The sequence below is a fragment of the Sporosarcina sp. P37 genome (assembly GCF_002109365.1).
Lineage (GTDB): Bacteria > Bacillota > Bacilli > Bacillales_A > Planococcaceae > Sporosarcina.
Map to the genome: position 1 here is coordinate 1,703,914 of NZ_CP015349.1, position 26,355 is coordinate 1,730,268.

At 45.5% G+C, this 26,355-nt stretch carries 30 protein-coding genes and 1 riboswitch; of the genes, 3 read left to right on the forward strand and 27 right to left on the reverse strand.

Going from position 1 to position 26,355, the window contains the following annotated elements; genetic code table 11:
- Positions 1-44: 44 nt before the first annotated feature.
- From SporoP37_RS08870 to SporoP37_RS08955, 19 genes are all read right to left on the reverse strand, one after another.
- Positions 45-1,319 (reverse strand): ribonucleotide reductase N-terminal alpha domain-containing protein, encoded by a 1,275-nt coding sequence (locus SporoP37_RS08870; RefSeq protein WP_085430757.1) that lies wholly within the window; start codon positions 1,317-1,319, stop codon positions 45-47.
- A 173-nt stretch (positions 1,320-1,492) separates the two neighbouring features.
- A riboswitch (cobalamin riboswitch) is annotated at positions 1,493-1,668 on the reverse strand.
- Positions 1,669-1,833: 165 nt separating this feature from the next.
- Positions 1,834-2,004 carry a hypothetical protein gene (locus SporoP37_RS16930; protein WP_155961324.1) on the reverse strand — a complete coding sequence of 57 codons (171 nt, stop codon included), beginning with the start codon at positions 2,002-2,004 and terminating at the stop codon, positions 1,834-1,836.
- 367 nt (positions 2,005-2,371) lie between these two features.
- A complete protein-coding gene (gene mdh / locus SporoP37_RS08875; RefSeq protein ID WP_085430758.1) occupies positions 2,372-3,313 on the reverse strand; it encodes a malate dehydrogenase in 942 nt (313 codons plus the stop codon).
- Between the two features lie 206 nt (positions 3,314-3,519).
- The gene (locus tag SporoP37_RS08880) at positions 3,520-3,858 is read right to left on the reverse strand and encodes a BMC domain-containing protein (RefSeq protein WP_081243310.1); all 339 of its coding nucleotides are present in this window, start codon (positions 3,856-3,858) and stop codon (positions 3,520-3,522) included.
- A complete protein-coding gene (locus SporoP37_RS08885; RefSeq protein WP_081243311.1) occupies positions 3,833-4,138 on the reverse strand; it encodes a EutN/CcmL family microcompartment protein in 306 nt (101 codons plus the stop codon). Before SporoP37_RS08885 ends, SporoP37_RS08880 begins: the two co-directional genes overlap by 26 nt.
- Before the next feature lie 15 nt (positions 4,139-4,153).
- Positions 4,154-5,026, reverse strand: coding sequence for a phosphate propanoyltransferase (gene pduL, locus SporoP37_RS08890; protein WP_081243312.1), 873 nt, complete (start codon positions 5,024-5,026; stop codon positions 4,154-4,156).
- A 33-nt stretch (positions 5,027-5,059) separates the two neighbouring features.
- Entirely contained in the window at positions 5,060-5,344 is a 285-nt protein-coding gene (locus SporoP37_RS08895; RefSeq protein ID WP_081243313.1) for a BMC domain-containing protein, read from the reverse strand.
- A gap of 23 nt (positions 5,345-5,367) precedes the next feature.
- Positions 5,368-6,837: an aldehyde dehydrogenase family protein gene (locus SporoP37_RS08900; RefSeq protein ID WP_231293341.1), complete on the reverse strand. Its 1,470-nt coding sequence runs from the start codon at positions 6,835-6,837 to the stop codon at positions 5,368-5,370.
- A gap of 73 nt (positions 6,838-6,910) precedes the next feature.
- Positions 6,911-7,555, reverse strand: coding sequence for an ethanolamine utilization microcompartment protein EutL (gene eutL / locus SporoP37_RS08905; RefSeq protein WP_081243315.1), 645 nt, complete (start codon positions 7,553-7,555; stop codon positions 6,911-6,913).
- Between the two features lie 16 nt (positions 7,556-7,571).
- On the reverse strand, positions 7,572-8,555 hold the full coding sequence (gene eutC, locus SporoP37_RS08910) for an ethanolamine ammonia-lyase subunit EutC (protein ID WP_369922163.1): 984 nt from the start codon (positions 8,553-8,555) through the stop codon (positions 7,572-7,574).
- 7 nt (positions 8,556-8,562) lie between these two features.
- The gene (locus tag SporoP37_RS08915) at positions 8,563-9,927 is read right to left on the reverse strand and encodes an ethanolamine ammonia-lyase subunit EutB (protein ID WP_085430760.1); all 1,365 of its coding nucleotides are present in this window, start codon (positions 9,925-9,927) and stop codon (positions 8,563-8,565) included.
- 14 nt (positions 9,928-9,941) lie between these two features.
- A complete protein-coding gene (locus SporoP37_RS08920; RefSeq protein WP_232329738.1) occupies positions 9,942-11,411 on the reverse strand; it encodes an ethanolamine ammonia-lyase reactivating factor EutA in 1,470 nt (489 codons plus the stop codon).
- Between the two features lie 159 nt (positions 11,412-11,570).
- Positions 11,571-12,068 (reverse strand): EutP/PduV family microcompartment system protein, encoded by a 498-nt coding sequence (locus SporoP37_RS08925; RefSeq protein WP_081243318.1) that lies wholly within the window; start codon positions 12,066-12,068, stop codon positions 11,571-11,573.
- A gap of 12 nt (positions 12,069-12,080) precedes the next feature.
- Positions 12,081-12,422: an ethanolamine utilization microcompartment protein EutS gene (gene eutS, locus SporoP37_RS08930; RefSeq protein WP_081243319.1), complete on the reverse strand. Its 342-nt coding sequence runs from the start codon at positions 12,420-12,422 to the stop codon at positions 12,081-12,083.
- A gap of 25 nt (positions 12,423-12,447) precedes the next feature.
- The gene (gene eutH, locus SporoP37_RS08935; RefSeq protein ID WP_085430762.1) at positions 12,448-13,710 is read right to left on the reverse strand and encodes an ethanolamine utilization protein EutH; all 1,263 of its coding nucleotides are present in this window, start codon (positions 13,708-13,710) and stop codon (positions 12,448-12,450) included.
- A gap of 156 nt (positions 13,711-13,866) precedes the next feature.
- Positions 13,867-14,436: an ANTAR domain-containing response regulator gene (locus SporoP37_RS08940; protein WP_081243321.1), complete on the reverse strand. Its 570-nt coding sequence runs from the start codon at positions 14,434-14,436 to the stop codon at positions 13,867-13,869.
- Positions 14,429-15,859, reverse strand: a complete 1,431-nt coding sequence (locus tag SporoP37_RS08945) for a sensor histidine kinase (protein ID WP_085430763.1) — start codon at positions 15,857-15,859, stop codon at positions 14,429-14,431. The genes SporoP37_RS08940 and SporoP37_RS08945 overlap by 8 nt, the downstream gene beginning before the upstream one ends.
- Before the next feature lie 77 nt (positions 15,860-15,936).
- Positions 15,937-16,296, reverse strand: coding sequence for an alpha/beta hydrolase family protein (locus tag SporoP37_RS08950; RefSeq protein ID WP_198160003.1), 360 nt, complete (start codon positions 16,294-16,296; stop codon positions 15,937-15,939).
- Positions 16,297-16,405: 109 nt separating this feature from the next.
- The gene (locus SporoP37_RS08955) at positions 16,406-16,549 is read right to left on the reverse strand and encodes a YfhE family protein (RefSeq protein WP_085430764.1); all 144 of its coding nucleotides are present in this window, start codon (positions 16,547-16,549) and stop codon (positions 16,406-16,408) included.
- 130 nt (positions 16,550-16,679) lie between these two features.
- Here SporoP37_RS08955 and SporoP37_RS08960 point away from each other — a divergent pair, with 130 nt between their 5' ends.
- Together SporoP37_RS08960 and SporoP37_RS08965 are read left to right on the forward strand one after the other, a co-directional pair.
- Complete coding sequence (locus SporoP37_RS08960) at positions 16,680-17,069, forward strand: OsmC family protein (RefSeq protein ID WP_085430765.1); 390 nt, start codon at positions 16,680-16,682, stop codon at positions 17,067-17,069.
- A gap of 115 nt (positions 17,070-17,184) precedes the next feature.
- A complete protein-coding gene (locus SporoP37_RS08965) occupies positions 17,185-18,540 on the forward strand; it encodes an S-layer homology domain-containing protein (protein WP_085430766.1) in 1,356 nt (451 codons plus the stop codon).
- Positions 18,541-18,581: 41 nt separating this feature from the next.
- On the opposite strand, the gene SporoP37_RS08970 is transcribed toward SporoP37_RS08965, so the two are convergent.
- From SporoP37_RS08970 to SporoP37_RS08980, 3 genes are read right to left on the reverse strand one after another with little or no spacing between them, the layout of a single operon-like run.
- The gene (locus SporoP37_RS08970) at positions 18,582-18,947 is read right to left on the reverse strand and encodes a hypothetical protein (protein ID WP_085430767.1); all 366 of its coding nucleotides are present in this window, start codon (positions 18,945-18,947) and stop codon (positions 18,582-18,584) included.
- Positions 18,948-18,951: 4 nt separating this feature from the next.
- Positions 18,952-20,118, reverse strand: coding sequence for a PstS family phosphate ABC transporter substrate-binding protein (locus tag SporoP37_RS08975; RefSeq protein ID WP_085430768.1), 1,167 nt, complete (start codon positions 20,116-20,118; stop codon positions 18,952-18,954).
- A gap of 14 nt (positions 20,119-20,132) precedes the next feature.
- Positions 20,133-20,585, reverse strand: a complete 453-nt coding sequence (locus SporoP37_RS08980; RefSeq protein ID WP_085430769.1) for a helix-turn-helix transcriptional regulator — start codon at positions 20,583-20,585, stop codon at positions 20,133-20,135.
- A gap of 173 nt (positions 20,586-20,758) precedes the next feature.
- On the opposite strand from SporoP37_RS08980, the gene SporoP37_RS08985 reads away from it, so the two are divergent.
- A complete protein-coding gene (locus SporoP37_RS08985) occupies positions 20,759-22,081 on the forward strand; it encodes a sodium-dependent transporter (RefSeq protein WP_085430770.1) in 1,323 nt (440 codons plus the stop codon).
- A 78-nt stretch (positions 22,082-22,159) separates the two neighbouring features.
- On the opposite strand, the gene SporoP37_RS08990 is transcribed toward SporoP37_RS08985, so the two are convergent.
- The 5 genes from SporoP37_RS08990 to mnmH all read right to left on the reverse strand — a co-directional run bounded on the left by SporoP37_RS08990 (position 22,160) and on the right by mnmH (position 26,349).
- Positions 22,160-22,639 (reverse strand): GAF domain-containing protein, encoded by a 480-nt coding sequence (locus SporoP37_RS08990; RefSeq protein WP_085431742.1) that lies wholly within the window; start codon positions 22,637-22,639, stop codon positions 22,160-22,162.
- Positions 22,640-22,724: 85 nt separating this feature from the next.
- Positions 22,725-22,979 carry a PepSY domain-containing protein gene (locus tag SporoP37_RS08995; RefSeq protein WP_198160005.1) on the reverse strand — a complete coding sequence of 85 codons (255 nt, stop codon included), beginning with the start codon at positions 22,977-22,979 and terminating at the stop codon, positions 22,725-22,727.
- Positions 22,980-23,104: 125 nt separating this feature from the next.
- Positions 23,105-24,397, reverse strand: coding sequence for an MFS transporter (locus SporoP37_RS09000; protein ID WP_085430771.1), 1,293 nt, complete (start codon positions 24,395-24,397; stop codon positions 23,105-23,107).
- Between the two features lie 180 nt (positions 24,398-24,577).
- Positions 24,578-25,006 (reverse strand): YugN family protein, encoded by a 429-nt coding sequence (locus SporoP37_RS09005; RefSeq protein ID WP_081243342.1) that lies wholly within the window; start codon positions 25,004-25,006, stop codon positions 24,578-24,580.
- A gap of 314 nt (positions 25,007-25,320) precedes the next feature.
- The gene (gene mnmH, locus SporoP37_RS09010; RefSeq protein ID WP_081243343.1) at positions 25,321-26,349 is read right to left on the reverse strand and encodes a tRNA 2-selenouridine(34) synthase MnmH; all 1,029 of its coding nucleotides are present in this window, start codon (positions 26,347-26,349) and stop codon (positions 25,321-25,323) included.
- Positions 26,350-26,355 lie beyond the last annotated feature (6 nt).

The window sequence follows — 26,355 nt, forward strand, 5'->3', positions numbered from 1 at the left end:
GTATTATCTTACGCCACTTCAGTTTTCACTACAACAGAGGAGATTCAGATAATCTGCACTTCAGGTATGCCATCTTTCCACGCTTTCATTAGCAGCTGCAGCAGCTCTGCCGTTTCTATAACAGCAGACTTTTGCAAAGTCACCGAGCCGCCCTGATCCGTATGCCGCTGCTCCGCCCTGACCCGGTCGATCATCTTCCTCTGCTCCAGCAAAGTTGCAGCTGCTGCCGACTGATTCAGAACAGCAGAAGCTTTGCGCAAGGGCAATGGCAATCCGCTTTGACGGGAAGCATTCTTCAGATAGCCATTTAACTCTTCAGATATTTCATCTATAAAAAGCAGAGCAGCATTTGAATATATATCGAGGCCTTGATTTCTTATCGCCGTTTCCCACCCTGCTATTTCAATTTGCAGATGATGCCCCGATACGCGTTCTATGCCATTCAATAAACGGACAAGTGCAGAAGAAACACGCGCCAAATCAGCACTTTGCATCAGTATCGGCAGCTGGATATATGAGCTGAGCCCTTCCATTTCAGGTCGCCCTGCCCAATCAAAATGTAAGATGATATTTTCACTGGCCAGCAGTTGTTTCATCAGTCCAATGGCAGAAACCTTTTTATATGCAGGCGAAGAGCGCTTTGTTGCCTGATGAAACTTTGCGCTGTTTGGATCGAGATGGGCGCATCCAAATACCCGCTGCATCAGTTCCCTGTCATAAACAATCCATGAGCCGCATGCTTGCACTTGTTCCATGAAATAGTCAGGAATGTGTATATGCTTTTCTTTCACTTTACTGGCCAAAAATGAAGGCACCCTGCTATCCGTTACATCCACCGAATACGGCTTCCTTGCGAGATGCTGCTGATGAAAGTTTTTTCCGAAAAACGACATAATCTCAGCCGGCAGCGTGAGATAGCCACTACTGAGCACCCAATACGCTTCCTTTACCTTTTGCAGCCGATGTGCTGTTTCATTCTGCATAGCAGCCATAGCAATGAGCATCAGGCGCTCTTGCGGCAATCCTACACGCTGGTCATAGTAATTGGAAGTGATAAATTCATTCATATACTGACGAATCTGGACTGCGGATAATAATTGATCACGTTCTGCCTTGATCTGAAGACCGAGCCATTTAATCTCACTGACTGAATAGCTGTGAATCCATTGTCCGTATAAACCTTCCTGCAACAGTCCCCGTACTATCCGATGAAACCCCTGATACACTGGTCTTCCCCGCTGCTGTTCTGCTTGTTTATACAAGACATCAAGCAGTGTATAATGCTGTGTATGCTCAATAGTTTGTTCAATCGCTCTCATGTAGCTGTCTCCTTTCCTGCATAACAAAAAAACAATCATCCTGCATCTTCGGCAGTATGATTGCAAAGTTTATGAATGCGGAAACAAAAACAGGCAGCTCTATAGCAGTCCATGAAACACCCATGGATGTCAGAGACCCTTTTGCCTCCACCTCTCAACCCCCGAAGAAAGTGTCGCTTTGACGATGCGGGGCAGGTCTCCTGGCTTCACTTCATCCTTCCGCCAAGCCTTCCCATGTCTCCATAGTGGCTTCTTTTGGCAGTCGTCCGTGTGTACAGTTGCGGGGACAGCTTCGATTTACGAATTCCCTTTTATACCTTGATAGGTACCGGCGCATCGTGCAAATTTATTGAATTGACTGTTCTCATTTTACCACGGATAGCAGAGAGAGTGGTAGGCTTTGTTCATGATTGAACTATGTATATAACGTAACAGAGTGCCTGAGCAAAAACCACTGTGATGAAAACCACAATTGTTTATTGCCAGGCACCCTGTGTCGAGTATTCTTCAGTAGTTACATTTGTTGTTGTTCGCATAGACAGCCGCACTCCGCCAATCCCTGGGTATAAGCTTCTTCCCATGTGATTCCGTGGATAAAGCCATTCTCAGAGTATCCTGTAATTAAGTAGAATGTCTCATTTTGCTCCGGCAATGCTGAATTGTTCTGATACGTGTTGTTTTTCATAACGATTACCTCCTGGTTTTTATGTTTTTCTTAGTATATGCATGCAGGTAAATAAAAGTACTATTTCTTCTCTTTTTACTTCCAGACCAAATGATAGCGCTTACATTTAGAGTTAAAGAATACTACTTGTCTTATATTTCCTGCTGCATATACCGTATTTCTCATTTTGCATCTCACTGTATTCTGTCAATTATACCACGTTTATGCATGTGTGTAAATTGCAAAAGTTTTATTTATTATCAATTTTTAATAAGTTACATTAATTTTCTAAGCGCAGCGCGTACACTTGCAGCGCTTAGCTTAGTATATAAAAACATCCCCCTAAGTCTTCATTTCGACTTAGAGAGATCAAAAGTTCGCAGAGAATTTACTTTTCACAAATTTCGATGACTGCTCTTACAGAGTCTGCTGACTGATCAAGCGCAGTCTGCTCTTCCTTTGTTAATGGAAGTTCAATCACGCTTTCAATGCCATTGCCTCCCAAAACAGTCGGAACGCCTAAATAAATATCGGAATAGCCATATTCGCCTTCTAAGTAGGCAATGGACGGAAGAATGCGTTTCTTGTCTTTAATAATCGCTTCTGCCATTTCAACCAAGGCTGCTGCGGGTGCATAATAGGCACTTCCGTTTCCGAGAAGGGAAACAATTTCACCGCCGCCTTTTCGAGTCCGTTCCACAATTGCTTCAAGCCGGTCCGCTGCAATAATTTTATCTAACGGAATACCGCCAGCATATGAATAACGCACAAGCGGAACCATGTCATCTCCGTGCCCGCCCAGTACGAATCCTGAAATATCTTCTACAGATATATTCAGTTCTTCCGATACAAACGTATTGAAGCGTGCTGTATCAAGTACACCGGATTGTCCAATCACACGGTTTTTCGGGAATCCCGTTGTTTTATAGCATACATACGTCATCGCATCTACAGGGTTACTCAATATCAGCACCGTACTGTCCGGCGCATAGCGTTTCACCTGTTCTGAAACGGAACGCATAATTTTCGCATTCGTCGTCACGAGATCATCACGGCTCATGCCTGGTTTACGCGCTACACCTGCAGTAATGATGACCATTGCCGCTCCCTCAATATCCTCATAATTCGATGTTCCTGTTATGCGGGAATTGAATTGCTGTACAGGACTTGTCTGAAGAAGATCCAGCGCTTTTCCTTTAGTCGGATTGGAGAGGTCCGGAATATCAACCAGGACGATGTCGCCCAGTTCTTTCTGCGCCGCCATCAATGCCACAGTTGAACCTGTATGGCCAGCGCCGATGACCGCAATCTTATGTCGTTTGAAAGCCATGGAAACTACTCCCTTCTAAAAATTCATGATGAAGCAATATGACAGGACAGATAATCATTTGCGCTCATACATTCCAGCCTAGCGCTCATAAACTCAAATATCCGATCATAATTCTTGTGCAGCCGCTCTTATGCGTAAGCAGCCGCTCATAAACAGCCAGCATCCGCGCAATTAGGCCGCATAAGCGCTCATAAGCTGCACACACTTCAGTCTTTTTTCTTTGTTTTCACTTCTGCCGGTTTTTTCACTTTTGGAATTTCCGGAACAGCGGGCTCAGGCGGTTTCACCATGCCATATACTGAATCATCGGGCCGCGGAATTACGTGCGCACCCAGCAATTCACCTACACGCGCCGCTGCATCGCGGCCGGCATCAACTGCTGCCTGAACCGCACCGACATCACCCTGAACGATGACTGTAACGATTCCGCCGTCAACCATCTCCTGTGAGACTACTTCTACGTTTGACGCCTTCACCATAGCATCCGCTGCTTCAATGGATCCTATCAGCCCTTTGGTTTCAATCATTCCGATCGCTTGACTCATGTATATCACCTCTCTTTACTTCGGTTGAATCGATAATACCGATAATGACCGCATCAATTGGAATCGGGTTTTCTTTCGGTAATATGAAACGTGAAGAACCGCCGCTCGTTATGAGCACCTCATCACCAATTCCTGCCCCGATCCGATCCGCCGCGACCATATGTGTCTGAATATTATTGCCGTGTGCATCAATCGGCTGGACAATCAATAGCTTAAGGCCTGCCAGTCCGTCTTCTTTGCGGGTTGCCCACACATTACCAATCACTCTTCCCATCCGCATGATTAATCACCTTTTCTACTTTCTGATGGTTATCGTCTTACCGAGTTCCCTTGCTGTATCTCTTGCCAATGCTGTGACGATCGTGCCTTTATCGACAACGATTTCTTGTTCGGAAATCGATGATAAGTCTTCAGTTGACAATAGCTTTTTCTTAAATTCATACGCTTTCGGAACGCTAGCTGGAGCAGGCGATTTCACCGTTTCCTGCACATTGTGCACAGCCACTGCTTCTTTTGCATCGCCGGCTTTTACCAAGCGGCCAATCGACCCTTGTGTAATGAAACCTGCATTCGCTTCATCGGTATCGATATGCATTTCGAGACGATAGCGTTCGTTCACCCGAATGCGGACATTACGGAATGAAATAGGGCGGACTCCGTCATATTCCACTGTGACGTACTCCCCGTCCGCAACGCCAAAGCGCGCAGCATCTGCAGGCGCCATATGGATGTGGGACTGGGCGATAATCAGGCCTTGTTCGATATGCACACTGCCTTTTGGACCGATCAATGTTACCGGTGCCGATCCTTCGATATTGCCGGATTCCCGAAGTGGAGGCTTGACGCCGAGCTTCATCGCATCCGTAAAGCTGACCTCAACTTGAGTCGCTTTTCGGACAGGCCCTAAAATACGCACACGTTCAATATTGCTTTTAGGTCCTGCAATCATCACCGTTTCATTGGCGGCGAATTGGCCCGGCTGTGAAAGCTCGGACCGCTGTGTCAATTCATACCCTGCGCCAAATAATACTTCCACATGTTCAGGCTGTAAATGTACGTGACGAGCGGAAACTCCAATGGGTACCGCGCGTTCCGGCAATTGAACGGGATTCTTCCCAAGTTGTCCGAGAATTTCTCCGACAATCTGTTCAATCAATTGCTGATTCATATCGTTCACGCCTTTCTATTGTGTACGCAGATATTATTCGCTTTTTGGCAAGATCATTTCTAGTTCGTTATGCGGTCTTGGGATGACGTGAACAGATAGCAATTCGCCCACACGCTGTGCAGATGCCGCACCTGCGTCTGTTGCTGCCTTTACTGCGCCTACATCGCCGCGTACCATAACTGTTACGATTCCGCCGCCGACATGTACTTTACCTACTAAGTTTACGCTTGCTGCTTTCACCATTGCGTCTGCCGCTTCAACTGCACCGATTAATCCTTTAGTTTCTACCATTCCTAATGCTGTACCTTCTCTGTTCATAATTGTTTCCTCCTAATAGTGGTTTATTTTGTAAGTTGTTTAACAATTTCACTGACTAAGTTCTGAACTAATGCCGGATCGATATTGCTGTTTGCTGCGGATGAAACGCTGTTCATCACATTGGATACAAGCTGATCATTGGAGCTTTCTGCAGGCTCTGAATGCTTTGGCAGCTGCACTTCTTTCGTGCCGTATGCCATTCGCTTAATGTTCAGCAAGTGTTTCGCCGTAACATTATCGGATGTAATATTGCCGCCGAATGTTCCGCAGCCTAATGTGAGCGACGGCATCAAGCCGGTCGTTCCTCCAACCGCCCCAATGGATGACATCGTGTTAACCAAAATACGTGATACTGGCATTTCCATCGCAAATTCACGTGCCACTGCATCGATTTCCGTGTGAAGCGCCAGGCTGTGTCCGCGTCCGCCAAGGTTCAGCAAGTCAAGGCATACTTCCTTCGCATGCTTCACACCGTCCACGATATACATCGCGAAGATTGGCGACAGCTTTTCCAATGAAAATGGAACGTCTTTGCCAACTTTAGTTTCCATGCCTATAATCAGGCGTGTGCCTTCCGGTAAGGAAATACCGGCCATTTTCGCGATGAATTGCGGGCTCTTCCCGACTACTTTCGGGTTCACTTTGCCCGGCACCGGTGAAATGACACCTTCCATCACTTTCTTTTCCTCATCCGATAAAATATAAGCGCCGTTTTTCTTCAGTTCACGCGTGACGAGATCTGCTACGTGTTTATCGACAACAATTGCCTGTTCTGTTGCACAGATTGTGCCGTAATCGAATGATTTACTGTCAACGATATCTTTTACTGCTTTTTCAATTTTTGCTGACCGTTCAATATAGACCGGCACATTACCTGGGCCGACACCGTATGCGGGTTTTCCGGAGCTGTATGCGGCTTTCACGAGCGCGCCGCCGCCTGTTGCAATGATCAGATTGATGTCTTTATGAGACATCAGCTGCTGTGTTGCTTCCATAGATGCCAGTGTCAGACATTGGATCAGACCTTCAGGAGCGCCTGCCGCTACTGCTGCTTCATCACAAACTTTCAGCGCCTCCTGTGTACATTTCACTGCATACGGGTGAGGGCTCACAACAACTGCGTTACGTGTCTTAAGTGAAATCAATGTCTTAAAGAACGCCGTAGATGTTGGATTCGTTGTCGGGATGATTGCAGCTACAACCCCAAATGGTGCAGCGATTTCCACGACTTTATTCAAATGATCTTCTTTGACGATACCGACTGTCTTCAAGTCTTTGATGCTTTCATACACATCACGGGAGCCGACTTCGTTCTTGATCTTCTTATGGGCTGCTACTCCCATGCCCGTTTCTTCTACTGCTAATTGTGCGAGGCGGCCTGATTGTTCAAATGCAGCGTCTGCCACGGCTTTGACAATTTTGTCGACCTGCTGCTGGGTGTAGCCCATGAATTTCTCTTGTGCTTCTTTTGCGGTTTGTACGGCTAAGCGCATTTGCTGCAAAGCCAGTAAATCATTATCAACTAATTGAACCAAATCAAAACACTCCTTTCTGCATGCCTATCTATCAATAGCTTAACGGATGATCCGCCATGTTCTGTACGGCTTCCCGGAATGCATCGGCCGCTGCCTGACAAGACGATTGACTGCCTGTCAGCAGACCGCCGCCGAAGTTCGTTTCGGAAGGAGGCGCATAGAGCTCACACAGTGTAACGTCTGCAGCTTTTAATGCCGCATCCAATCCGATCATCGCTTCCATCGGCGGAGCAATTAAATAAGCAATGGACTGCCCAACCGGTATATTTGCCATTTCAGCTAAGTAACTGCCGCAGCTCGAGATCGCATGCGCATAGAGCACATGGTCCGGATTGCCGTTAATCGCTTCAAAATACGCTTCATGTTCCACCGTAATGCGGATGGAATCGAGACCGCTTTTCACTTCTTCCGGGGACGGGCCAGCAATTATTCCTATAAATTCACCCGACAGCGGGCCCGAAGCATGACCGGAACCTGCATAAAAACTTTTCGCATACACTACTTCCACATCACTGTGTTTTGTGGCTGCGTCAATTGCCGTGTAACCGATATCGTCAATTGTTGTCGTGACTAATCCAAGACTGCGCTGATAGGGTTTCAGCTGGAATTTCTCAGCCAGTTCCGGACTGACGTTTGGGATGACTTGCATCGATAATATTTCTGCATGAATTTTCATTTGCCTTCCTCCTTCCTCAGCCTTCTTTTTGAACTAGCGATACACCGCTGGCTTCATATTTTAAGATCTTCTGGATAATTGTCCCAAGATACGCGCCCGCTTCAACAGGCGGAATGCCACCTTTATGAATATTGGAAATCACCATACGATCCGCTTCAATCGTTCCGTGTCTCGGCTTGTAGCACATATATGCGCTCAGTGATTCTGCGGAAACTAGGCCTGGACGTTCGCCAATCAGCATGACTACGACATCTGGCTGCAATATCTCACCGATATCATCCATCACAGCGACTCGTCCTTTATCCACGTAAAATGTCGTACCCATTTCGATATTCAAGTTAGTGAGTGATTGCTCGAGCGATAAATAAACATCTTCCAGGTTTTCTTCAATCGCTTTCGCACTCAGACCGTTTGATGCGACGATCTGAACTACCGGAGACTTTTTACAGCGCTCCTGTATCAATGATTTCCCTTCATCTGACAGTTTTCTGCCAAGGTCCGGACGACGAATATATTCCTCTTTATCCGCCACTTGGGACTGCACTTGGAAAAGTCCCAGCTGGTCAAGCAGGTTATCGGGTACTTCACCATACACTGCATCTACTGCTGCTGCATGATCCAGTCGGAACTGCAGCCAAGTTTTTGTTTTCGGGCGGGAACCAGCACGGCCGACACCTACTCGGGCCGGTGTCTTCTTGCGGTATTCCGCCAGTTTGTCTTCTTCGGGTTCAGTTTTAGGTTTACCAAAGGCTGTCGTTGGCTTTGGCTTCACTGTGGCAATATTTCGCTTCTGGTTTTTCGTCGTACTGTGGAATGTTACAGCTCCGTCAGGCGATGTTTCTGCAGTTTCCGCTTCTGACTTTCCAACTGGCTGCTGAGAAAACAGCTCGACTTTTTGTTCATTGGCGGGACGCTGTACAGCTTGGCCGCTATTGGCAGCTTCCAGTTTTTCCACGACCATTTTTGTGATTTGCTGAATCAATTCTTCATTCAAGTTCATCCACCTCCTATCGGTTGAATAGTGTGAGATCGCCGGCGCGCTTGCTTAGCATGCCGTTTTCGTAAATTCCCATCTTTTCAAGCCATTTTAAGTATTCAGGCGCCGGGGTTTTACCCGTCGTCCGCAGAACCGTCGCTATGTCGTGGTAGCTCATGGACTGATAATTCAGCATGACGTCATCGCCCATCGGTGCTGCGATGATGAAGTTTACACCTGCTGCAGAGAGCAGAATACTTAAATCTTCTATATCGTTCTGGTCCGCTTTGATATGGTTCGTATAACAAATGTCCACTCCCATTGGCAGACCGTGAAGTTTACCCATAAAGTGATCTTCAAGCCCCGCGCGGATAACCTGTTTGCTGTTATACAAATACTCAGGGCCAATGAATCCAACTACCGTGTTGACGATGTACGGATCGTAATGCCGGGCGAATCCGTAGTTACGTGCTTCCATCGTCACCTGATCCACACCGAAATGCGCTTCAGCCGATAATTCAGATCCTTGTCCTGTTTCAAAATACAATGTTTGAGGACCCGTGCCTGTGCCTTGTTTCAATGATAGATCTTTCGCTTCAGCGATTAGCTCTGCTGAAATTCCGAATGAACGATTCGCTTTCTCTGTTCCTGCGATACTCTGGAAAATCATATCGGCAGGTGCACCCTGCTCAATCGCTTTCATCTGTGTCGTAACATGTGCCAGGACACAGTTTTGTGTCGGGATTTCCCAATCGTTGATAAATTCTTTCGTTGCATTCAAGACACGCTTTACGCTTTCTACAGAATCGTCCACCGGATTGACGCCGATTACTGCATCACCGATACCGTAGGACAAGCCTTCTTTCAAGGATGTTATGATGCCGTCAATATTATCAGTCGGATGGTTCGGCTGTAAGCGGGAAGACATGGTTCCCTTTTGACCGATAGTAATATTGCACGTAGATAAGATTTCAATTTTATTCGCTGCATGCACCAAGTCCAAATTGGACATCAGTTTTGTAACAGCTGCAATAACTTCAGAAGTTAACCCGCGGCTTAAGCGCTTCAATTCGCGGTCTCCTACTTCATTGCTCAAAATGTATTCGCGAAGTTCTGCGATACTCCAGTTCCGAATCTCGCCGTAGACCTTTTCATTAATGTCATTTTCAATGATGCGTGAAACTTCATCACTTTCAATCGGGAGTAACGGATTATTACGTATGTCGCTGACGAGCAGCTCGCTGACAACTGTTTTAGCGGCAATTCGCTCTTGTACGGTTTCCGCTGCAATTCCTGCGAGGCGATCACCGGATTTCTCTTCATTCGCTTTTGCAAGCACTTCTTTCAGGTCCTGGAACACATATCGTTCGCCGCCTAGTGTAGTGGATAAATTCACGTACGAGACCTCCTTTACGTTGTGTGGAATGTTAGGGTTTTCACAACGACCGGTACGACGCCCGAAGTGAGTGCGTTGCCGATATCGATGTAATCGCCTGTTTCCACATTGATTTGATCTATACAAATAATGCTTTGTTTCACTTGTAACGCTGCCAATGTCTGGCCAATCACTTTGGCATGATCTGACTGGATCACTAAAATAATTGGCTGTTCGGGCCTCGGCCGCTGATCCATAATCTGGACAATGGCTTTTGCGAGTTTTTGAACATCACGAAATCCGAGATAAGGCAGATTGGACAAATAAAGGGCGAAGTTTTGTCCTTCCTTCGCGGAGTCGTATAACGCGACGGCCTGCTCTACAGCGTCTTCAAAATGAGATAACCCTGTCTCCAGATTTTCTTTAAAGTCGTATTGATAAATCGGGATATTCTTTAACGGCAATTCATGCGGCGCAACCTGGATGGTAGCTCCGCTTATTTCAGTAGTTTGTGTTCCTGCCCCTAATACAGTCGCACGCACGGTTTCCGCTGGCTCTTGCCAGGTGAATTGCTGCAAGGATGCATTGTTCAGTAAGGCTTCCGCCAGCTGGAGTCCGATGTCATCGTATTGTGCTTCCTGGGCTTCGTCTGATTCATGATGGTACATGCATTCAGAAATACCGCCTGAAAAAACGATCGTATCTACTGAAGGCGCCCAGTTAGGCTCATGTCCAAGCAACAGCACTTGATCCTGTGCATGAACTTCTTTTTTCAACATACGCGCCATCGCCTCTGCCATATAAGTTGTCACAAAGGACACGGCTGCAGCGTTTTGCGGATCACCGGCTTGTAACGTGTAGCCCTGCTCTTCAAGCAGCCTGGCGACCGGCGGTGATATTGTCCGGACTTTTCCATGTTCAAATTCGATTAAGCGTCCGCCGATATGCATCGTGCACGTTCCTAGTAATTGTTTATCCCTAAATACTGCAATATTTGCTGTTCCTCCGCCAATGTCTATATTGGCAATCACCTGTCCGCTTTTGCCCGATGCTTCATAGCTTCCCGAGCCCTTTGCAGCAATGATGCCTTCCAGGTCAGGACCCGCTGTTGCCACCAGAAAATCACCCGCTTCATCGGATAATTGGTGCAGCAATTCACTGGCATTGCGTTTGGTTGCGGTTTCGCCAGTAATAATGACAGCACCCGTTTCAATCTGTGAAGGCTGAACTCCTGCTTTATCGTATTCAGAGCGGATAATTTGCTGAACGCCTGCCACATCGACAGTCACAGCGTCTTGCAATGGCGTACGGAATACCGGACTTTTGTATAGTATTTCTTTATCCGTAATTTCTATTCTCGGGACATGTGTTGCACCTGCCACGTTACGCAGAGAGAATCGGCTGATAATCAGTTTCGTCGTGCTCGTGCCAATGTCAATTCCTGCACTGATAATGGTTTCATGCCTATTGAAATTGTTCACTTCCACACCCCTTTCTGATACCACTCGATGTCTGTCAGCATCGGACAGCATTCCCGGCTTTATACATAAAAAAAGCACCTTTACAAACCCATGGTATTCCACGGGATGTAAAGGCGCCTTTGCCGTTTTTATTTACTTGTATGAATTTCACTATATCAAATTCTTGAATACCTGTAAAGAATATCAACCGATAAACAGTAAGTGTTCATCTTCGGCAGCCATCACATATTGCCGCATGTCTGTCAGGCTGTTCATCTTCGTCAATTCCCTCAGATGATCGATTCCCTGTCCCGTTACAGAAGACACCATAACAATCGGACCTTCATTCATGACTGTTTTCAGCATGTCGAGTGCCCGTTGCGATTTCGCTTCGGGCAGATCACATTTTGTGACAACGCCGATCGGCAATTTAGGTATGCCCATGCTGAACCCCGGCGGAAAAATGAGTTTCTCGCTCGTTGCATCCTGCAGATAAAGCACGTGCGTCACTTCAAGTGCGGTTGCCATAATATTTTTATAGAACATCGGGTTTTCTGTGTACTCGCCCGGCGTGTCGACAATCCAATCATAATAATTGAGCGTCTGCGTTTTGAAAGCTTCAACTTTTCGGCCCAACAAAGCATTTGTTAATGTGGATTTTCCGGCCCTTACTGCACCGATCAGCATCGCCTTGTTTCGCATCATCTTCACCCCTTATGATTTCGTAATAGCTGACGGCGTATAGCCTAACTTGTCGGATAAAAACCGGTTGATCTCAAGCATCGCCATTTCGACCTCAGATACAGTGCCGACAATGACCAGACTTCCTGTAAAACGATCCAGGAATCCGATGCGGACATTTGCCGCCTTTGTCGCCAAGTCCGCTGCAATAATAACTGTTTCACTAGGTGTGCAAGTCAGGATACCAAGCGCACCTGCCTCCTGTATGCCTAACTTCTGGAACATATCCGGATCCGGATTAGCGATCAAATGACTGAGAGTAAGTTGTTTTCCGGGAACAAATTCCTGTATAAACCGTTTCTTTTCTTCGCTCATTACACACACTCCCTGCTTTTACTTTTTATGCTTTCGCAACGGGTGCTTCCGCTGCATCTTCTTCATATTCACCTTCACGTATAATTCCCGCTTCACGATCTTGTCTCTCTAACTTCAGTGCTGTCGGAACAGAAAGCTTGTACGCAATAATGATTGCAATCACTCCGGCACTGAATTTACCGAGAATGACGGGCAGAATAATATTCGGCTGGAAATTCGCGGTGAATGATAAGTGGTCACCGAGCAAGAATGCCGAACAGACAGCAAACGCGATGTTGATGACTTTATCTTTTGGTCTCATATAACGCACTAAGGAGAACATCGCCAAAATATTTGCAACTGTCGCCAGTAATCCGGCACTGCCTTCAGGTGAAAGACCAATCTTTTGTCCCAGTGCTTCCAAAGGGCGCGCCATATACTTTCGGATTAAATAAATCATCGGGAATGCACCCGCAAGCATAATTCCGATATACCCCGCTGTTTCAAGCGCACGGAATTGGTCTGCTTTATCCGCCATAATCGGATCGAAGCCCCAGACACCAAAGATTTTTGTGAAAATGCCTGTGAATATTTCTACGATGGAGAATACCAGAACAAGTTTAATGGCAGCATCCATTACGCGGCCGAAAATCATAAATCCATTAATCATAATACGCGGAACGAATTTCAGTCCTACTGCGATTAATACAACAAATAGTAATAACGGCAACAGGTTAATGAAAATCTGTAAGTAGCCTATCGCAAATTCATAATTGGATGTAGCAGTCGTGCTGATTACATCACGCACATCTGTATTAAACAAGACGACAAGAACAGATGCAATAAATGCACCAATCGGTATCGTCAATACACCCGACATGATACCAAGCGCCATATACTTATGATCCCGCTTATCCAGCATAGCAAGTCCCATCGGAATGGAAAACACTATAGTCGCACCCGACATGAAGCCCACGATTAATGCCATAATCCAGCCTTCATTCGAAACCTTTAACGCTTCCGCCAGCTGGTAGCCGCCCATGTCTGAAGCTAAAATTGTTGTGGCGGCAATTGCTGGATCTGCGCCAATTGAGTTGAAAATAGGACCGATAAATTTACTGATAAACCAAGTTAAATATGGAATAGATGCCATGATTCCTGCTGCCGGTACGAAAATATGACCCACTGCATGCAGTCCCGACATGAATTCCTTACCCAAACCTTCTTCTGGGTTTTTTATTGAAGCAAATGCCCCTGCAATTGCACAGGCCATAATAATATACACAATTACCGTGCCGATCATTTCCATCTGCTTTTCCTCCTCATACTATCGTATTGTGTTACTAACTGCCGCGTACTATTCCATCAGCCACCGCCTTTAGATCGGTTTCATTCAAAATTCGCTAAAAAAGACAAAAAGACGCTTAAAGAATAAAGCTCTTTAAGCGTCTTTGCTCAGATCTATTTACTTGTGCGAATCTATAATTTCCATGGCAACCGACACCATTGTCATTTGCCGTGACATACTCATATCGCGCATCTGTTTGAATGCTTGCTGCTCGGTTAAATGCTCTGCATCCATCAATATGCCTTTTGCCCTCTCTATTACCTTCCGTTTTTCCACTTCCTGCTTCGCCTGCTGAACACTTTCTTTCAGCCGTTTTGCTTTACCGGATTGATGGAGCGCCACTTCGATTGCCGGAATTAAATTGGATTCTGAAATAGGTTTGACTAGGTAGCCTACAACATTGTCTTGCTGTGCTTTTTCCACAAATTCCTTTTGACTGTAAGCCGTAATAATCAGAATCGGTATATCAAGCTGTTCTCCAATGATCCGGCTCGCTTTCAAACCATTCATCTTCGGCATTTTGATATCCATCAACACCAAGTCAGGCTTATGCAAGAAAGCCAGTTCGATTGCCCGGTCCCCGTCACCCGCTTCTCCCACAACTTCATAGCCGTGGTCGAGCAAAGTCATTTTTAGGTCCATGCGGATAATCGATTCATCTTCCGCTATCAAAATGCGTTTACTCATCAAAGATTTCCACCTCCGCACCTACCGGAAAATTAATCACGGCATGAGTCCCAATTTCTCTCGGTATATATAAAAACTCGCCGTTCAGGTCATTGGTCACTAAATTATGGATGATTTCTGTACCAAGAGAAGTTTGCGGATCCTTCATTCCAACGCCGTTGTCGGAAACGTGAAGTTCAACAAAATCCTGATCTACAATGAATTCTACATCTATAATACCAGATTCTTTGCCTTGAAATGCATGTTTTAAGGAGTTTTGTATAAGCTCATTGATGATAAGCGCAATTGAAACCGCTTTCTTAGAGGATGTTATTATTTTATTGCCATTTGGCTCAATAATCAAGTCCACTTTCAAATTATATTCATTCAGCACCATCGTGGAGCATATTTTTCTGGTCAAATTTATGATATTTACATCATCATCATCCGCGTGTTCTTTCCTCAGGATAATTTCGTACACAGAAGAAATACTGTATATCCTGTTTAACGTTTCTTCAAATGCAGCCCGGCTTTCGACAGGCATGTTATTGCGCATCTGCAATCGTATCAAGCTTGCAACCGTCTGCAGATTATTCTTTACACGGTGATGAATTTCTTTTATGACGACAGATTTCATCATCAGCTCTTTCTCTTTTGTTCGGAGCTCCGTGTTATCCTGAATAATAAGTAATGTCTCCTGTGATTTATTTTTTTCACGCATTCTTATTTTTTTCACTGTTAAGTCTTTCTTTTGCGTCGTCAGTTCAAACACAAATACATCGTCTTCCTGCTCATAAACGGATTGTAAAAACGGCAGCATGTCCAGTACATTCCGGTTAATTACATCGTCTTGTCCGCTCATTTCACTAATAAGCTGTAAGCCGGCGGGATTCGCATATACTAGCCGGTCGTCTGAATCCGTCAAAATCAGCATTTCCATTAACAAATCCGAAACTACACTTAATCCGGCACTGGTCACTTGATCCTCCGCTGTTTCCGTTACTATGGAAAACGTCTTTACATCATTAGCCGGCAACAGGGATTTCACTTGTTTTTCAGAAATCAGCACCCCGATCACTTGATGATGCCTATTTTTAATCGGCACAACAGTTTGGCCCACGACGATTCCTTCTTGTGTCATTGCCTGCTGGATAATTGATTTTTTACCGTTTCGATAGGAATAGAAAACACCCGGCTCAAACGACTCGAAGACAATTCTTCCTACCACTGAATTATTATACAGCGGGGTACTGCCGGTTGGAAAGGCTTCCGCCACGACAATTGCCTGGTTACTCGGTTTTAATTTGCAGTCAATAAACATATATGAATCCGACAAATCTGCATAGGTCTGCAGGCTGAATGCCATCTCCTGCAAGATCTCTATGTCTTGATCCGACAGGTCTGTATACTGTTTACAAAGTTTCTCTACCGTTGCTTTTACCAATACATCACAACCTAACTATGTGAATATCCTGCTTTCCTGGCCATGTAGAATCAGTATAGAACTGTTGGTCAATTAGGTCAATTGACAGGTTTAAGCGGTGCAGGATGCGATAGATGTGCAGTGAGGAATTTTTCTACATTCTGCTTATACGCGGACTTTTCCATCACGAAGGCTTCCCCATGATTAGCCCCGTCAGCCAAAAACAGCTCTGCTTCACTCTTCGTCATTGCATAGAGTTCCTTCGTCATCTCTGTCGGCACGAACGCATCTGCTTCTTTCAATGAATACCCTGCTTTTACATCCGTTAGCAGGCTCATATTATCAAGAAGAGGAAAAGCGGGCAAGTAATAGCCCGTCAAGCTTAACCCATCCTTCGACTCCATATGCATCTCCTCAAATTCCTGTCTGTCCACCCAGTCCAGCCAATCACCGGTCAAAAATACATCTTTCCACTCATTACACTTTTAAAGGAACCGGCACATCAGAAGGAATTCATGAGAAAAGCCCCAACAGATGGATTTCATCTGTTGGGGCTTGGAGCGGCTGTCAGTTTTTTGGTTTTTCATTGTTTTCGTTCTCGGCCGCCTTATCTGCCCGTTTATAATCTTTCGCATACAATACTTCCTGCGCTGATGAAAGGCCGTTGTTCTTATCAGTCAGTGTTTTGTGCGGCTGTTTGTTTTCACTCAAGTTTCAACACCCCTTTCCGTCTTATTTTTATTCTTCCACGAACCGGCGAAGTTAAACATACCAAGCCAGTCAGCGATCTTTGGAATTATTTCGAAAATAACGTATACTAACTGCAAAAGGAGCTGATCATATGAAATTCCACATGACAGAACACGGTTTTGAAACTGAAACAGAATTTGGAAAGTTACATATTTCCTCCGACGAAGAAAAAGGATTCCGCCCCTACCAGCTGATGGTCGCTTCCATTGCAGTATGCGGCGGCGGTGTAATGCGGAAGATTCTTGATAAGATGCGTATGCCTGCAGATGATATCGCAGTCGATGTGAAGGAAGTCGTGCGTTCGCAAGACGATGCAAGCCGCATCTTGAAAATTCACCTTCACTTTACAGTCATCGGTTCTACTATTGCGGAAGATAAAATGCCCCGCGTCATGGAACTGACAGAGAAGAACTGTTCGATGCTGCAATCCGTGATCGGCTGTATAGACGTAGTAAAGACGTATGAGATTGTTACGAAATAATGCTGAAAAATCCGACAGGACACGCTTTTTGTCGGATTTTTTGTTGTCTCAATTTCTATTCATTTCCAAATTATTCATGTACAATTGATTATATAAACTAAGGGAGGTCCATCGTATGAGAAACAAACTAGCCGGAGCAGTAATTGCTCTGCTGATTTTTGCGGCTGTGCCTTTTCGAGTACAGGCTGACGCATCATTTTCCGATGTAGATAAACATTGGGCCAAGGAAGAAATTATGTATTTAGCGGACCGTCATATTATTGGCGGCTTTCCGGACGGTACCTTTAAGCCGAATGATCCGATTACACGTGCCCAAGCCTCTTCTATGCTTGTAAAAGCACTAAAGATTCCACTGGTAAAAAATCCAACTGTCCAGTTTAAAGATGTTACAAAAAAGTCATCGTATTACCAGATTCTCGCCACGGTAAATGAAAAAGGAATCATGCGCGGTGACAACGGCTTCATGCGTCCAGGTGAAGATACTTCACGTGCCCACATGGCCGCGATCATCCGCCGTTCATTTAATATACCTGTCGATCACCAGGCGACATTTGTTGACGTATCGCCTGCGCACTGGTCATTCCCTGACATCAACGGTATCGCTAAAAAAGGAATCACCGGCGGATCTGAAGGGAAATATATGCCGGCAGACTCTGTTACACGTGCTCAATTTTCGGCTTTTTTAGTGCGTGCACTGGATGATTCCATGAAGCTTGGAGACTATCATTCATATGTAAGTGTCAAAGGCAAGAAAATTGAACAGAATGGCTTCTCTTACACCATCGCAAAAGACAAAACTTCTGCGAAATTATTTAAAGAGAATCAAAAAACAGGAACACGTTCAGCCATATTAGATAGTGCGGCTATGCCCGACAATGGCATAAACCGCGAACTGCTTATGCCGGGTTATCAAATGGTGCTGTATAACGACGATCTGTATATTCCGTATTGGAACTTGATTAACCCAGGAACCAAAATGCCTGCCGGCTATGGTCTGGTAAAAATCAATGTAAATGACTGGAGCTATACGATCGGCAGCATTCCGATGGATCAAAAGTTCCGCAACATGTTCATTTGGAACGACCGCATTTACTATACGCTGGAAAAGAATAAGGACCGTGTTTTCGATTCTAAATTCGATCCAAACACGCCAATTGATGATCCTTTGACTCTGTATTCCATCGCCATGGATGGAACAAACAAAAAAACATTATTGAACTTTACTGCACGTGTGATTTTTGACGAAGTGGAAGCCACTTCGAAAACTAATCAAGTAAGCCAAAACAATAAGTCCGTGGCTTTCGATCTGTCTTCCATGTACTACTTCAACAAAACAGGTGTTTATAAGTATAATCTGCTGGATAAAAAGACAAGCAAGATCTCGAACGTCCTGGCGAAAGACTTGGAAGTTACTGCTTCACAGGTCGTTGTAACTGACCAGACTGGAAAGAGACATACACTGAAGAAATAACAAGAACGGCATGCCCCTGTACTGAAAGGCATGCCGTTTTTCTATCGGTCTATCAAGAGCTTCGCAACTGCGCGAATCAGTAATTGCCCAATAAATAATACAAAGGCAGTGAGCAGAATGACAATATCGCGGCCGAACGGTTTGAACCATCCTCCGTCGTCAAAAATGAAGTTCTTCGCTAATAGCAAAGAGATGACCGCTGTGAGCAGATTGGCCAGGAAGATAAAACGAAGCTTGATCAAGCCCGACAAACCGCCGGTCACTATAACAAATAAAACAGATGCCAGCAGTAGATACGAAGCTTCTTCACGCTTAACGTACTGCCCATACTCGTAGAAATGAAATAAGAACGGTGCCGGCATCAGAGTCAGTATAAGCCATGCTTTTTTCAAGCGTTGCATCGTCAATATATTATTCCTCCATTTGCTTCTTTATTGGCACATAACCGACTTTCTCCACTAACTCCTGCCCTTGCGGTGAAATCATCCACTCGATGAACTTCTCGACATTTGGATTTTCCGTACCCGCTGTTACAATATAAAACTCTGAAGCAATTGGATATTCATCACTGCGAATTGTTTCCTTCGTCGGCTTCACCCCATCAATCGCAAGCAGCTTAATCTCTTCATTACCGACCATTTTCGTTGAGTAATAGCGGAATGTATAGCCAATGGCATTTTTGTAGTTTCGATACTTTGAGACTTCTGAAATTATACCGCCCATTCCTTCCGGCACATTTTCTTTCGGAGCATCCATAATTGGTATATCTCCCATTAGCCGTTCTAATGCGGTTTGACTTCCGCTGTCTGCGGGACGCTGGAATGCACGAATTGGTTCATTTTTGCCCCCAACTTCATCCCAATTTGTAATTTCACCTGCATATATCTCTTGAATTTGTTTCAGTTCCAGGCCGTTTATCGGATTCTTCTGATTCACAAAGAAAACAAATGCTTCCCGTCCGACCGGCGTCAGCTTCAATTCAAGGCCTTTCTCCTCCGCCACTTTCAATTGAGCATCTGAAGGTCCTGCAGCCAGAATCATATCGACTTTGCCATTGAACAAATTATCATAGGCAACAGGTGTTGTATTGACCATTACTTCGCTGTCGTATGGATTATATTCTTTTTCCGGATAGACTGCTTGAACGAATGCCGCATATAACGGGTACAGCGCTGTAGCACCGTCTATTCGCGGCAAATGATCTTCAAGCTGTAATGTCGCCTCTTCCTTCAGCGAGACAAGTTTTGATTCTCGGCCAAGCGCAAACGGCTCATAATAGTACACATCTACTTCCGCACCCACTGTGGAAATACTGTCTTTATATAGCTGCATTGCCGGCCAGACTGCTGTGCCAATAACGACAGCTCCTGCAATGATTCCAAACCAACGTTTTCGCTGTTTTGTGCTGAAATAATGGAACATCATCATAACGATCCATATATACAACAAGACAGCTCCGGCAATCACCAATGGAATGTAGTGAATCAGACCCATAAATAACAAGTAGAATAAACCTATTGCTGTGAAAAACAGAAATCCTATCAATAAAAGCACCGCAAATGCCCAAGACGCAATCATACACTTTCCCCCTTTTATTTCTCGCTTAACTCATCCAGACGACGGCGTGCTTCTTCTTCATCAAACGAGCTGTACCAGCGATAATTTTCTTCGTCTAAAATACGATAATGCTGACTGATCAAGTTTTGCTGCAGACGGAAGCGCCCTTTTGCTTCCAGCTCCCGCCACCATACTTTTCCGCCCATCGACTGATCCATCCGGCGGTCAATACCGTTATGTGCGATTGTCTCCAGCACTTCAAGCGGGTCACCCCCGACAGACGCCTGCAGCACTTCACTGTCACGAAATAATGCACATACTGCAATAACAGCGGTCCAACTCGCAAGAGCCCTTCCCTTTTCTATCTGAAGTAATGTTTTTTTGGACAGACCGAGTACATCTGCCATCTTTTGCTGGGAATACTCTTTTTCCAAACGGATCACCCGCAGCTTAAGCGACAGTAATTCTATTAGCTGCTGTTGATTCACGCAATCACCTCACAGTTACATAGTATATCTATTGGTGTAATATTACACCAACAGATATACTAATGCAAATGAATTTTCAAAACTATCTGTTAACCCGCTGGCTATCGATTCTTTCGCAAAATTATGATAAGATTTACTGACTTTGTCATTTAACAAAAGAAACGAGGACTACTATGAAACAGCGTGAGCAATGGACATCCAAGATAGGTTTTATTTTAGCAGCTGCCGGCAGTGCCATCGGTTTAGGTGCGATCTGGAAGTTTCCTTATATGGCCGGAACCAACGGCGGCAGCGTGTTTGTGCTGTTATTTATCATTTGCACTCTATTGATTGGATTGCCGATTCTATTGGCGGAGTTTGTCATTGGGAGAAGAGGACATGCCGATGCGGTTACTTCTTTAAAGGAATTATCCGCCGGGCGGAATTGGGGATGGGTCGGGTGGATGGGGCTTGCTTCCTCTTTCATCATCCTATCTTTTTACAGTGTCGTCGGCGGGTGGATTTTATCGTATTTGGCACGGGCTTTTACATTCAAACTGGGCGGCTTGGATTATGGAGAGTTATTTAATGCGACGATCACAAATCCTTGGGAAGTATTAGTAGCCCAAGCCCTATTCATGGGATTAACAATTTTCATCGTGCAGAGCGGGATTCGGGGAGGCATCGAACGGGCAAGCCGCTGGATTATGCCGTTATTATTCCTTTCGTTCATTGTACTGGCAATCCGTTCGCTGACATTGGACGGAGCTATGGAAGGTGTTCGTTTTCTGTTTGTCCCGGATTGGAGTTATTTCAACGGAACTACTTTCTTAGTCGCATTAGGGCAGGCATTTTTCTCGCTCAGTGTCGGTGTGACAGCAATGATGACGTACGCTTCCTACCTTTCAAGAGAGGAGAAGCTGGGCCAGTCTGCTTTTAACGTATCCATGCTGAATATCGGAATTTCTATTTTAGCAGGTCTTGTCATATTCCCGGCAGTGTTTGCGCTGGGCCACTCACCTGAAGCGGGGCCAGGGTTAATTTTCGTTATCCTGCCGGCGATTTTCAATGAAATACCGTTCGGCAGTGTCTTTTTAATCATTTTCTTTTTCCTGATGCTGTTTGCCACACTTACTTCTGCGATTGCCATGCTGGAGATTGTTGTATCTACAGGAATTCGGAAAAAGCATGACAGAAGAAGGCGCGCATCTTGGGTTTTTGGCGGGCTGATCTTTTTGGTCGGTATTCCGAGTGCACTGTCGTTTGGTCTGCTGTCGGATGTAAGCATCTTCGGGAACTCTATTTTTGATTTCGCCGATTTACTAACAAGCAGAATTGCGATGCCGCTCGGTGCACTGGCTGTTTCCTTATTTGCAGGCTTTGTACTGACAAAGGAAGATACTGCGGAAGAGCTTCGGATGCATCCTGCTCTTCATTCATTATGGAAAGTAATCGTCCGCTATTTTGCACCTATTGCGATTATCATCATTTTCTTCACTTGGGTTTTAGGAATGTAAAAAGCACGCCGGGAACACTCCGGCGTGCTTTTTGACATGCATAAAAGGATTGATTTCCCTTCCAGACAATTCTTCAATTCAGACATGTTTCATAAGTACTTCTGCCACTTGCGTCAATCCCGCCAGATCATCTTCTGTAAAACGATCCAGTTCAGGGCTGTCGATATCGAGAACACCGAATACTTCGCCGTCTTTGATCAGCGGAACGACAATTTCTGATTGGGATGCCGCATCACATGCGATATGGCCCGGGAAAGCGTTGACATCTGCTACGACAAGCCCTTCTTTTGTCTGTGCAACCGTTCCGCACACTCCTCTGCCGATTGGAATACGGATACAGGCCGGCAAGCCCTGAAATGGGCCAAGCACTAATTCATCGCCATCCATCAAGTAAAAGCCTACCCAATTGATGCGGTCGAAAAATTGATTCAGTACCGCTGAAGCATTGCTTAAATTCGCAATGACGTTCGGCTCGCCCGTTAATAACGCGTCCAGCTGGGCAGCAAGCTGCTCATATTTTTTTGTTGGATTACTAGAATATTCAATAGCTGTAAACATATGATACCCTGCTTTCTGTGTGTGTTTCTCTTCATCATACACAGAAATCTTTTACAGGAGAAGTATTCGGACTTCCTTTGCGTAGTCAGTCCCTCTTCACTCTGACTACATTACCTGTCACCGCGTCAACTTTCACTTCATACTTATGCCCTTCGGCTGTACGGATATCCACTTCATAGACCAGCATCCCATCGTCAAACTCCAGCTCAGACTTCACTACTTCGCCCGGTACTCTTTGCAGCGCAATTTCATTTGCTTGCCCCATTGATATTCGGCGATATTGCGGATGCCGCCAATTATGCACCCACTCATTATTCTGCTCTTCAAATGAGTGATTCAATATACACTCCCCCTTTTCTCTCTCGCTGTCAGTCTATGCAAAGCAATGAAGCGGTGTATCTTGTACACAAAAGTGTCGTTTACGAAAGAAAAACGGATTATTTCCGAGGAAATAATCCGTTCTTGTCAGACTGCTTGTGCAGATGTGTTCTTTTGCTTATAACGCATCCAAATAATGAGCGGAATAAGCAGTAAAGAAATATATGTACCGAGGAAGCTCAGCATCGCAAAACCAGATATAGCCACGACAAGCCCTGAAGCCAATCCGCCGACTGTGCCTGCCAATGCGACAAATACGTCAATACTCCCCTGAATCTTCGCTCGTGTCAGCACATCTGTCGAATCGATAACAATTGCTGTACCGCTGATTAGCCCAAAGTTCCAGCCGATCCCCAGCAATACGAGTGCTGCAGACATCCAAAAGACAGACCCCCCTGCTGCATACGCCGCGAGAATACCCGATACGGCGAGCGTCACGCCGGAAGCAGCCACCATGGCGGGACGTCCGATGCGATCCACTAAAACCCCGGTGAAAATAGACGGTAAATACATGCCTGCAATGTGCAGACCTATCACCAGCCCAATACCCGACAGTGCCGCACCGTGCTGCTGCATATGAATAGGCGTCATCGTCATAATAGCGACCATAACACCGTGTGACAGCACTAAAACGATAGCACCGACCCAAATCCCCAGCCTGTTTGCTGAATGCTGATGAACCTGGAGCTTTTCATTGGACTCTTTCCGATTCGTTTGTTCAAGCAATTCAATTTCACGTGCAACAAGTAATGGATCCGGACGTAAAAATAATAAGAAAGTCAAACCTGCCAATACATAAGCAGCGCCTGCAAGTAAAAACACGCCGGTCAGCGAAGGAATGCCAAGAAAGTCCGCCACATGCCCCATCGGCAAAACGAGATTTGGCCCAGCCACCGCACCGACTGTAGTTGAAACGAGAGAGACACTGACCGCTGTAGCCCGCTGCTTTTCGTCAGCCAGATCTGTACCGGCATAACGGGCCTGTAAGTTGGATGATGTCCCTGCCCCATAAATAAACAGGAAAACAAATAGTATGGCCAAACTTCCTGTCATCACTGCCAGAATGACACCAAACGCCCCTGCGCCTCCCGTTATAAAACCCGCGCCCAGGCCAAGCCTGCGTCCGTAGCGCTGCGATAACCTGCCTACCAGATAGGCCGAGAACGCTGAACCGAATGTAGATAACGCAATTGGCATACCGGCTAAGCTTGCATCGCCGGTCATATCTTGAATTAACAGCGCCCCGACTGTAATTCCCGCTGCAAGTCCGGCGCCGCTGAAAATTTGTGAGATGATTACGACAAGTAAAGACCGCTTATACAGCCGTTTTTGTGCCTCTTTAGATGTTGCATAGTATGAATAATTATGCCGTCCCGACATGCAATCCTCCTCCCATTCCCCGCCCTGTTGGATTCGACCCGCAGTTTAGTTAATTGAGTTTTCGCGCTTTGTTTATCTTATCATACCGAGTTACACAGGATGCGGATATTTATCCGCACACGAAAACGAGCAAATCCGTGCGGTCAGGATTTGCTCATTATGGATTGCAAAGAAATATTTTTACACTAACGGTGCAATAAAAATAGGATTGTCGGAGAATTTCGCAATCCGTTCTTCACCGTCAATCACCCACTTCTCATCGTATACGATTGGCGCGTCTTTATCTTGCGGAGACTGGAACTGGTCAAGTCCTGCAGCTGCAAGAACAGGACTGTCCTCATCGTCCAATCCGATGTTCATGACGTGTTTGATAACGAAAGGCACATCAAACTCTATCATGGCATTGTCTTCATCGAGCATACCGTCTATTACGTGGAAAGGTATACGCAAGTAAATTGTTTCGTGATCATCTTTACTTAGGATGGAATCAAAGTTTCCCCTGTCGAAATCCCAGTTTCCTCCCATTTGGATGTCATGCTCTCCCAGGATCTTGCAGGCGTCACCGAACAATGACTTCTTTCCCGGCAGGTTGGTTTTTAGTTCAATCATGGCATTTCCTCTTTTCTATGTCAGTTTTTCTTGTTGGCTGTCTGGCTGATGTTAGTTTTATGAATACCCTCGTTCGTTAATTGGCAAACTTCTATCCAGCGATAATAAGGCTTCTTCAAACGCTCTATAATCCTTGATCACCGCTCATAGTTCTTGCAAACCGCTCTATATCACTTCATAACCGCTCATACATCCTGCCCAAGCGCTCTATACAGCTAGACAGCCGCTCATACCCCCTCTTCAAGCGCTCAATACACTACTTTCACGCCAGCAAAAAGAAAAGACCGCCTAGGTTCACTAGGCAGTCTGCATTTTTATTTCATTAACTCACGATACCGCTGGAGACATTGCTCATATGCTTCCTGTACGGTTGCCGCCTGGATGATGTCTTCTTGCGCAAAACGTGCAACAGAGTGTTTATACTGCGGGTCATAATAGTGTGTCAGCAGTTGCTCTACTGCTTCAGCAAAACGGCCGTTTTCCAGATCATCCTGTATTTGCACCGCGACAGGCTGATGGATTCGTTTACGGATTCGGGAAAATGCCTCCAAAAACTGTTCCGGACGTTTTTCCGGTTCATACTCGGAAAGAATTTCTTCTACGCGCTCTTCGATAGGCAATCGGATAATCCATTGCGGACTCTGTTCTTTTTTCGCAAACAGCAGCTGGGGCATGTGCACTTGACCGATGCGTTTGCTTTCACCTTCAATAAATACATAAGGTTCATTCGCGTATTGGACTAATTTGTCTGCCAGCAGTAATTCAAACTTCTTCTGATTATTCGGCTTGACGCCAATCTGTCCGAAAATCGAACCGCGATGCCCCGCCATTCCTTCCAAGTCAATGACCGGACACCCGTCCTCCCTCAGTTTGTGCAGAACTTTTGTCTTTCCGCTGCCTGTATAGCCATTCAAAACCAATAATTGAGGCTTGATGGGTTCTTGCAGCCGCTCGATCACCCATTGACGATATGTATGGATTCCCCCGCTGATTCGGCTCGAACGAATTCCCATCAGTTCCAGTACCGTCATAGCCGTCTTGCTCCGCATACCGCCGCGCCAGCAAAATACTGTGAGCGGCGTTTCGATTTTCCTGAATTCCTCAATGAATGCAGGCAGTTTCCGGGAGAAGATGACCAGACCTCGATCCATTGCGGCTTCTTTGCCTGCTTGCTTATAGAGCGTGCCTACTTCCGCACGCTCTTCATTTGTAAAGACCGGAATATTGATGCTGCCCGGAATAGTGGCTTCTTCAAACTCTTTAGGAGAGCGGACATCAACCAGTGTATGTGAATGGTTTTTCTGTAATTCCAGTGCGTCTTTCAATGTTATATCCCGTACCATTTCGTT

Excerpts from the sequence above, each read along its gene's own strand:
- SporoP37_RS08870 (WP_085430757.1), bottom strand. The coding sequence starts at position 1,319 with ATGAGAGCGATTGAACAAACTATTGAGCATACACAGCATTATACACTG.
- SporoP37_RS16930 (WP_155961324.1), bottom strand. The coding sequence starts at position 2,004 with ATGAAAAACAACACGTATCAGAACAATTCAGCATTGCCGGAGCAAAAT.
- mdh (WP_085430758.1), bottom strand. The coding sequence starts at position 3,313 with ATGGCTTTCAAACGACATAAGATTGCGGTCATCGGCGCTGGCCATACA.
- SporoP37_RS08880 (WP_081243310.1), bottom strand. The coding sequence starts at position 3,858 with ATGAGTCAAGCGATCGGAATGATTGAAACCAAAGGGCTGATAGGATCC.
- SporoP37_RS08885 (WP_081243311.1), bottom strand. The coding sequence starts at position 4,138 with ATGCGGATGGGAAGAGTGATTGGTAATGTGTGGGCAACCCGCAAAGAA.
- pduL (WP_081243312.1), bottom strand. The coding sequence starts at position 5,026 with ATGAATCAGCAATTGATTGAACAGATTGTCGGAGAAATTCTCGGACAA.
- SporoP37_RS08895 (WP_081243313.1), bottom strand. The coding sequence starts at position 5,344 with ATGAACAGAGAAGGTACAGCATTAGGAATGGTAGAAACTAAAGGATTA.
- SporoP37_RS08900 (WP_231293341.1), bottom strand. The coding sequence starts at position 6,837 with ATGCGCTTAGCCGTACAAACCGCAAAAGAAGCACAAGAGAAATTCATG.
- eutL (WP_081243315.1), bottom strand. The coding sequence starts at position 7,555 with ATGAAAATTCATGCAGAAATATTATCGATGCAAGTCATCCCAAACGTC.
- eutC (WP_369922163.1), bottom strand. The coding sequence starts at position 8,555 with ATGAACTTGAATGAAGAATTGATTCAGCAAATCACAAAAATGGTCGTG.
- SporoP37_RS08925 (WP_081243318.1), bottom strand. The coding sequence starts at position 12,068 with ATGCGAAACAAGGCGATGCTGATCGGTGCAGTAAGGGCCGGAAAATCC.
- eutS (WP_081243319.1), bottom strand. The coding sequence starts at position 12,422 with ATGAGCGAAGAAAAGAAACGGTTTATACAGGAATTTGTTCCCGGAAAA.
- eutH (WP_085430762.1), bottom strand. The coding sequence starts at position 13,710 with ATGGAAATGATCGGCACGGTAATTGTGTATATTATTATGGCCTGTGCA.
- SporoP37_RS08940 (WP_081243321.1), bottom strand. The coding sequence starts at position 14,436 with ATGAGTAAACGCATTTTGATAGCGGAAGATGAATCGATTATCCGCATG.
- SporoP37_RS08960 (WP_085430765.1), top strand. The coding sequence starts at position 16,680 with ATGAAATTCCACATGACAGAACACGGTTTTGAAACTGAAACAGAATTT.
- SporoP37_RS08965 (WP_085430766.1), top strand. The coding sequence starts at position 17,185 with ATGAGAAACAAACTAGCCGGAGCAGTAATTGCTCTGCTGATTTTTGCG.
- SporoP37_RS08975 (WP_085430768.1), bottom strand. The coding sequence starts at position 20,118 with ATGATTGCGTCTTGGGCATTTGCGGTGCTTTTATTGATAGGATTTCTG.
- SporoP37_RS08985 (WP_085430770.1), top strand. The coding sequence starts at position 20,759 with ATGAAACAGCGTGAGCAATGGACATCCAAGATAGGTTTTATTTTAGCA.
- SporoP37_RS08990 (WP_085431742.1), bottom strand. The coding sequence starts at position 22,639 with ATGTTTACAGCTATTGAATATTCTAGTAATCCAACAAAAAAATATGAG.
- SporoP37_RS09000 (WP_085430771.1), bottom strand. The coding sequence starts at position 24,397 with ATGTCGGGACGGCATAATTATTCATACTATGCAACATCTAAAGAGGCA.
- SporoP37_RS09005 (WP_081243342.1), bottom strand. The coding sequence starts at position 25,006 with ATGATTGAACTAAAAACCAACCTGCCGGGAAAGAAGTCATTGTTCGGT.
- mnmH (WP_081243343.1), bottom strand. The coding sequence starts at position 26,349 with ATGGTACGGGATATAACATTGAAAGACGCACTGGAATTACAGAAAAAC.